Source organism: Desulfonatronovibrio magnus, assembly GCF_000934755.1.
Lineage (GTDB): Bacteria > Desulfobacterota > Desulfovibrionia > Desulfovibrionales > Desulfonatronovibrionaceae > Desulfonatronovibrio > Desulfonatronovibrio magnus.
The window spans coordinates 1-4,925 of sequence record NZ_JYNP01000123.1 but is presented as its reverse complement, the minus strand read 5'-3'; the positions used below and the strand labels follow the sequence as shown (position 1 = coordinate 4,925).

Genomic DNA, 4,925 nt, shown 5'->3' with positions numbered 1-4,925 from the left:
GAGTCTGTAAAATACCGGCATCTGTACTTGAACCTCTCAGCACGGGATATTTTGTAACCCTTTTTCCTGGCCTTCTCCACGATCTTTTTGTCCATGGTCTTGCCTTTCCCGGCATCAACCGCACCGGTTTCATATACAAACTGTCTGTATTTGCGGACAATCTCCTTGGGATCAAACTCATTCCATTCCTTCATCCCGAAGTCTATGGACAGCAGGCCGTCTTTGTTCCCGGTCTGGGTGTGGTAGCCAAGGGAACACCATCGGTAATGTTCGGGTTTCTTTACTATTCCGGCCCGGATTGGATTAAGGTCCACGTAAGCCAGAAGATTAACTAAGCTCAAACCATCCTGAACAATCATACTCTTGAACCTATCCCCCCAGAAGAAGCCCCTGCGGTTATACTTTTTATTGAAATACCTGGTAAATCCCTGCTTGATGTCCTTCACATATGCCCCCAGGTTGGTCAGCCTCTTACGGTAATCAGAAACAAGCACCCCGGTCACATTAAGCTCATCTCCATAATATTTCTGCAGTCTTTCCTTTATCTCATCATCTGTCGGATCAGATTCTGGATACATGCGGATTACCAGGTGAAAGTGGTTGCCCATAAGGGCGAATCCAAGCACATCAACAAAATAGAGTTGACTGAGCTTTTTGATCAGGCCCAGCAGAAAGTCATTGTCTTTGTCCTTGATGGGAAGGCCCTGCAGGGCGGTTCTGGAAACAATATGGTATACGCTGGGCTGATTGTCCCGTATAAATCTGGCTATTCTGGGCATGTTGGACCTCCATGAAGGCTTGTGGTTGCTGGGTTGAAAGGAATTTAGCGAAATAGGGTAGAAAAGTCAACTTAAAGAACCTGTCCCAACTCTCTCTTTTGTCAGCTTCCCAGGATCTTTTCTGGACCTGGACAAAGGGCAGATATTTTTGATTAACAAAATCCTTGAATGTCGGTATTTCCTTGAGCCTGTCCAGATTCTTTCTGGGGTCCAGCCCCATTGATGCCTGTGATCTTATCTTTTTGGCTTTGTTTCTGGCATCATCCAGAAAAACAGAGTCAACAGGGCCGATGCGAAATTGTTTAAGCCTGCCTGAAGTGTCTCTGTACCTTTGGTAATAAGTGCTTTTCCCGGTGACTCTGACTTCTAAAAGAAATCCCGGTATTTCAACGTCAAAATAGTCAACTTTAGCCTTACCTGCGGGTTTTGGTGGGTTGGATACAAAGTTTGGGGTGAGGTGGATTTTGGGCATGGGTGGTCCTCCGAAAATGAAAAAGTGTTCTCAAGACATGAAAAAAGCAATACTAAAACTGAAAATAAGTTTCAAGCAAAACATTGTCAATTCAATAAACTTCATTTAGATTTCCAGAAGATAAATTTTTTGTATCGGGATAAGTAAATATGGCTCCACTTGTAACTGGAAGGCAGGTTCGTGCTGCCAGAGCTTTGTTAGGTTGGTCACAATATAAGCTGGCTGATGAAGCTGGGATGTCAGTCACTCCCATAGCACGGTTTGAGAGGGGGGTTGTTGACACTAAAATTGGGACTTTAAAGGTCTTGATGCAAACCCTTGAAAAAGCTGGTATAGAATTTTTGAGTGAAAAAGATGGCAGGATGGGTGTTATGGTGAAACCCTCAGAAGGCCACTCACCTAAGGAGTAGGAACATGATCAGAGAAGTAATCAGGCCAAAGACGCAATCTTATACAATTGATATTCCAGCAGAATATCTTGATAAGGAGATTGAGATAATTGTTTTCCCGGTTGAACCTGAAAGGCAATATGAGTCAAAGAGATCTGATATTGTCAGGAAGACATCCGGAATTTTGTCTGGGAAGGCAATTGATCCAGTCAGCTGGCAGAGGAAAATGCGTAGCGAATGGGACAGCCGGTTATGAAATACCTGGTTGATTCCAATATCATCATTTATCACTTGAACGGAGAAAGTACGGCAACTGACTTCATTTTGTCCAACCTCCATCAGTCAGCCATATCTCAGATAACCTATATTGAGGTGTTATCCTTTGATTTTGCAGAAGATGAACTGATGGCGGTAAAAGAACTGCTGGATTGCTTCGATATTCTTGATACCAGCAAGGCCATAGCTGTCCAATGCCTGAAAAACAGAAAGGCAAGAAAAATCAAATTGCCAGACAATCTCATAGCTTCAACTGCTCAGATCAATGATCTGGTTCTTGTCACCAACAACGTTGCTGATTTCAAAAATCTGGATATCAAGATTATGAATGTTTTTGAGTGAGGATAAATTTTCTATCACAGGATATTCATTCAAACATAAGGCCATGATCTGTTGGTTAAACAGATTCAAAGTTGAGAAATGAAGTTCACCTGGTCAAAATTTAATTTCAGCGTTTCAGTTTGCCTAGGCAGGAAAAAGCGAAGCTCCAGGAGGGCCGTGGAGGCCCGTCAAGGGTAAAAAATGAATCAGGTATGCAAAAACCCACAAAAGTTCTTAAAGAGGCTAATATGAGCTTTAAATTGGAAATGGCTGTTTTGGATGGAAAATGAGCTCAGCTTATCCAAGTTTCTGGCTTGGGATCATTGCCAATTGAGAATTTCAGAGATAGTAATCCTCAGTTATCAGTAATGAGCAAAAATACTTACTGAAGAAAAATCATGAACCAAGATTTTTATGTGGTAATAGAAAAAGATGAGGATGGATATTTTGTAGGTGAAGTTCCAGCTCTCAGAGGATGTTATTCTCAGGGAAAGACCATTGAGGAACTGATGCAGAATATGAAGGAAGTTATTGAGATGTGTCAGTTATCTTCCGCAACAATCTCATCTCATCAAGGAAAAAATTTATAAATATCCTTCCTGTGCAACACTCTAAAGAATACAATCTTATCTTGCTGGACAGCAATTCCTATTCGATAATCCGAATAGCGTATCCTGTAGAAACTCTTAAATCCTGTTAATTTTTTTAAATTACTGAAGTCTTTGATGTTCTCTATTTCAGGAATCTGTTTGAAAACAATATCCAGAATTCCTTGCTTAATATGGTCTGGCAGTTTGTTGACATCCTTCAGGAATTTTTTCTTGTAGGAAGTTTTCACTTACTATATCCAGTAAGCTTAATGGCTTCTTCAAGATCAACCTCTTCGTCATCCTGTACTTCTTCCATAGCTTTTCCCACACCATAATCAATTATAATTTCTTCAATTTTTTTAAAGGTCTGGTAGTCCAGAACAACGCTTTTTATATTTCCGCCCTGGTCAGTAATGTAGTCAGCTTGACTTAGCAAATTTTCTTGCATGGCTGTAACTCCTTGTCCGGTTTCCATACTCGCAAATATTTATTACATCCCAAGCCACTTGGCAAGCACCAACAAAAAAGCCCACCAGCTCAAAGCCAGCAGACCTCAAAAAAACAACCACCAAACAATAAAGCCAATAATCAATAAAACCAGAATCAGACAGCCTCGTGGTGGCTCAACTTGATCTTCCTGCTGTCTATTCTTTTTGTACTGTGGTTTTATGTTACCAAAGCGATCAAAGTAATGCCTCACTGGTCCATATTTGGCTTCGATCCTGCGCCACCTCTGGTATTGTACCGTACGCACTGCCTTGTATACATTCATTGCGTGATCTTCGGATAAGTTCTCATAATCCGAAACAAAAGTATTATAAAAAATCTCTAAAGCTTTTCGCAGTGCCGGTCCTTCTGTGTCATCAGGTCCAAGCTCTCTGTCCAGCCTAGCAAAAACAACGCATTAAATGTTTTTTGGCATCTTTCCAGTCTGGGTAATTGATTATCCGTATGCAGGTATCGGATACAGGTTTTAGGCGGTTGTTGGCTCTTTTTGTATGGTGTACTGCTTCTGTTTTGTTCATAATGAAAAAGCCCACCAGAATAAACCGGTGGGCATATAGTAAAAGCGCTGTTACTGATAAAAAGTTTCAGATCTTCCTTGGTGCTTTCAGAAATGTCTTAATCCCCACCCTTCCCATACTCCATAGGCCGCATCCATTCAGCAGGCTGCTCCAAGCCCCACCCCGCTTTGTCAGCTTGATCCCGAAGCATCCTTAAAATCTGGTGTGCTTCAGCGCGCTTAAGCGCAAGTGCAGCTATTGGCTCTGTGTCTACAGATTTAAGCCCGAGTATAAGTGTGTCGCCTTGGGTTTGGATTTGGGCTTCAGTGGCGTAGTAGGGCTTTGCACTTTCTGGCTGTGTAGTTTTTGGTACAACACCAGGCTTTCTATTGACCACGGCAGCAATATGCTCCATTTGCATTACTTCTGCAGAGTCAGGTGTTCTGGAGGCAGTAGGGCTGGTACTGGTCAGCTTTTCACCCATAGACTTCAGAAGCATACCCAGCAGCCTTCTGGAAATATAGGCTTTTCTGGAGCCTCCGTCCTGTAGATACAGGACCAGAAACATCCGATCTTCTATCTGGTCGTAGCCTATGGTTACTGTGGTTGCTTTGGGGTAGGTGGTGGACATACAACAAAAAAAGCCCACCAGCCAAGCAGCCGGTGGGCCAAAAGCCTGTTATTCCTTATTCAGTATCTCACTTAAAGCCCGTGCATAGCCATTCCGTGCAGTCTGCATAGCCGCTACCTCAGCCTTAAGCTCGGCTATTTTGCGGTCTACAAATTGGATTGACCCAAGCTGGGCCTTGGCTTCGTCGGACATGGTCTCTGTATCGTACTCTATTCCATCAATTGTGATTGTAGGCATAATTGGATCTCCTTTATGTTTATGTGTTTGGAACTGATGCGGTTACCCATAGCGCCAATGATGAGACTCTTTTAGCTCATTACAAAAAAAGTCGATAATCAGAAACATTAAGGGCCTGGGCCAATTTGCGGGCTCGCTCCTTCCCAATCCCTCTCTTGCAGTTTTCCATCTCACTAATTTGATGCTGAGGAATTCCTGTCTTAAGAGATAATTCTTTCTGGGTTAA

The 4,925-nt window shown here is 42.5% G+C and carries 11 protein-coding genes; 4 read left to right on the top strand and 7 right to left on the bottom strand.

Translation table 11 applies throughout. The features are described from left to right. Together LZ23_RS11400 and LZ23_RS22625 are read right to left on the bottom strand one after the other, a co-directional pair. On the bottom strand, nucleotides 1–779 hold a 779-nt coding region (locus tag LZ23_RS11400; RefSeq protein WP_045214274.1), incomplete at its 3' end, for a transposase. Beyond that, a complete protein-coding gene (locus tag LZ23_RS22625) occupies nucleotides 676–1,251 on the bottom strand; it encodes an Arm DNA-binding domain-containing protein (RefSeq protein ID WP_052507331.1) in 576 nt (191 codons plus the stop codon). The genes LZ23_RS11400 and LZ23_RS22625, both read right to left, overlap by 104 nt. Before the next feature lie 149 nt (nucleotides 1,252–1,400). Here LZ23_RS22625 and LZ23_RS11390 point away from each other — a divergent pair, with 149 nt between their 5' ends. The 4 genes from LZ23_RS11390 (at nucleotide 1,401) to LZ23_RS11375 (ending at nucleotide 2,827) form a co-directional block, all read left to right on the top strand. Further along, nucleotides 1,401–1,661, top strand: coding sequence for a helix-turn-helix domain-containing protein (locus LZ23_RS11390; protein ID WP_045214272.1), 261 nt, complete (start codon nucleotides 1,401–1,403; stop codon nucleotides 1,659–1,661). Nucleotides 1,662–1,665: 4 nt separating this feature from the next. Next, entirely contained in the window at nucleotides 1,666–1,896 is a 231-nt protein-coding gene (locus LZ23_RS11385; protein ID WP_045214270.1) for a hypothetical protein, read from the top strand. Beyond that, nucleotides 1,893–2,258, top strand: coding sequence for a type II toxin-antitoxin system VapC family toxin (locus LZ23_RS11380; protein ID WP_045214269.1), 366 nt, complete (start codon nucleotides 1,893–1,895; stop codon nucleotides 2,256–2,258). Before LZ23_RS11385 ends, LZ23_RS11380 begins: the two co-directional genes overlap by 4 nt. Nucleotides 2,259–2,635: 377 nt before the next feature. Then, nucleotides 2,636–2,827, top strand: a complete 192-nt coding sequence (locus LZ23_RS11375) for a type II toxin-antitoxin system HicB family antitoxin (protein WP_045214267.1) — start codon at nucleotides 2,636–2,638, stop codon at nucleotides 2,825–2,827. On the opposite strand, the gene LZ23_RS25535 is transcribed toward LZ23_RS11375, so the two are convergent. From LZ23_RS25535 to LZ23_RS25340, 5 genes are all read right to left on the bottom strand, one after another. Beyond that, entirely contained in the window at nucleotides 2,809–3,075 is a 267-nt protein-coding gene (locus LZ23_RS25535; protein WP_045214265.1) for a type II toxin-antitoxin system RelE family toxin, read from the bottom strand. The genes LZ23_RS11375 and LZ23_RS25535 overlap by 19 nt on opposite strands. After that, on the bottom strand, nucleotides 3,072–3,275 hold the full coding sequence (locus tag LZ23_RS11365) for a RelB antitoxin-like protein (RefSeq protein WP_045214263.1): 204 nt from the start codon (nucleotides 3,273–3,275) through the stop codon (nucleotides 3,072–3,074). The genes LZ23_RS25535 and LZ23_RS11365 overlap by 4 nt, the downstream gene beginning before the upstream one ends. A gap of 674 nt (nucleotides 3,276–3,949) precedes the next feature. Further along, a complete protein-coding gene (locus LZ23_RS11355) occupies nucleotides 3,950–4,462 on the bottom strand; it encodes a hypothetical protein (protein WP_045214260.1) in 513 nt (170 codons plus the stop codon). A 48-nt stretch (nucleotides 4,463–4,510) separates the two neighbouring features. Further along, the gene (locus tag LZ23_RS11350) at nucleotides 4,511–4,699 is read right to left on the bottom strand and encodes a DUF6447 family protein (RefSeq protein WP_045214259.1); all 189 of its coding nucleotides are present in this window, start codon (nucleotides 4,697–4,699) and stop codon (nucleotides 4,511–4,513) included. 79 nt (nucleotides 4,700–4,778) lie between these two features. After that, the coding region (locus tag LZ23_RS25340; RefSeq protein ID WP_045214257.1) for a helix-turn-helix domain-containing protein at nucleotides 4,779–4,925 on the bottom strand (147 nt) is incomplete at its 5' end.

What these genes read in the sequence shown, in the direction of transcription:
- LZ23_RS11385 (WP_045214270.1), top strand. Translation starts at nt 1,666, where the DNA reads ATGATCAGAGAAGTAATCAGGCCAAAGACGCAATCTTATACAATTGAT.
- LZ23_RS11375 (WP_045214267.1), top strand. Translation starts at nt 2,636, where the DNA reads ATGAACCAAGATTTTTATGTGGTAATAGAAAAAGATGAGGATGGATAT.
- LZ23_RS11350 (WP_045214259.1), bottom strand. Translation starts at nt 4,699, where the DNA reads ATGCCTACAATCACAATTGATGGAATAGAGTACGATACAGAGACCATG.
- LZ23_RS11355 (WP_045214260.1), bottom strand. Translation starts at nt 4,462, where the DNA reads ATGTCCACCACCTACCCCAAAGCAACCACAGTAACCATAGGCTACGAC.
- LZ23_RS11380 (WP_045214269.1), top strand. Translation starts at nt 1,893, where the DNA reads ATGAAATACCTGGTTGATTCCAATATCATCATTTATCACTTGAACGGA.
- LZ23_RS22625 (WP_052507331.1), bottom strand. Translation starts at nt 1,251, where the DNA reads ATGCCCAAAATCCACCTCACCCCAAACTTTGTATCCAACCCACCAAAA.
- LZ23_RS11365 (WP_045214263.1), bottom strand. Translation starts at nt 3,275, where the DNA reads ATGCAAGAAAATTTGCTAAGTCAAGCTGACTACATTACTGACCAGGGC.
- LZ23_RS11390 (WP_045214272.1), top strand. Translation starts at nt 1,401, where the DNA reads ATGGCTCCACTTGTAACTGGAAGGCAGGTTCGTGCTGCCAGAGCTTTG.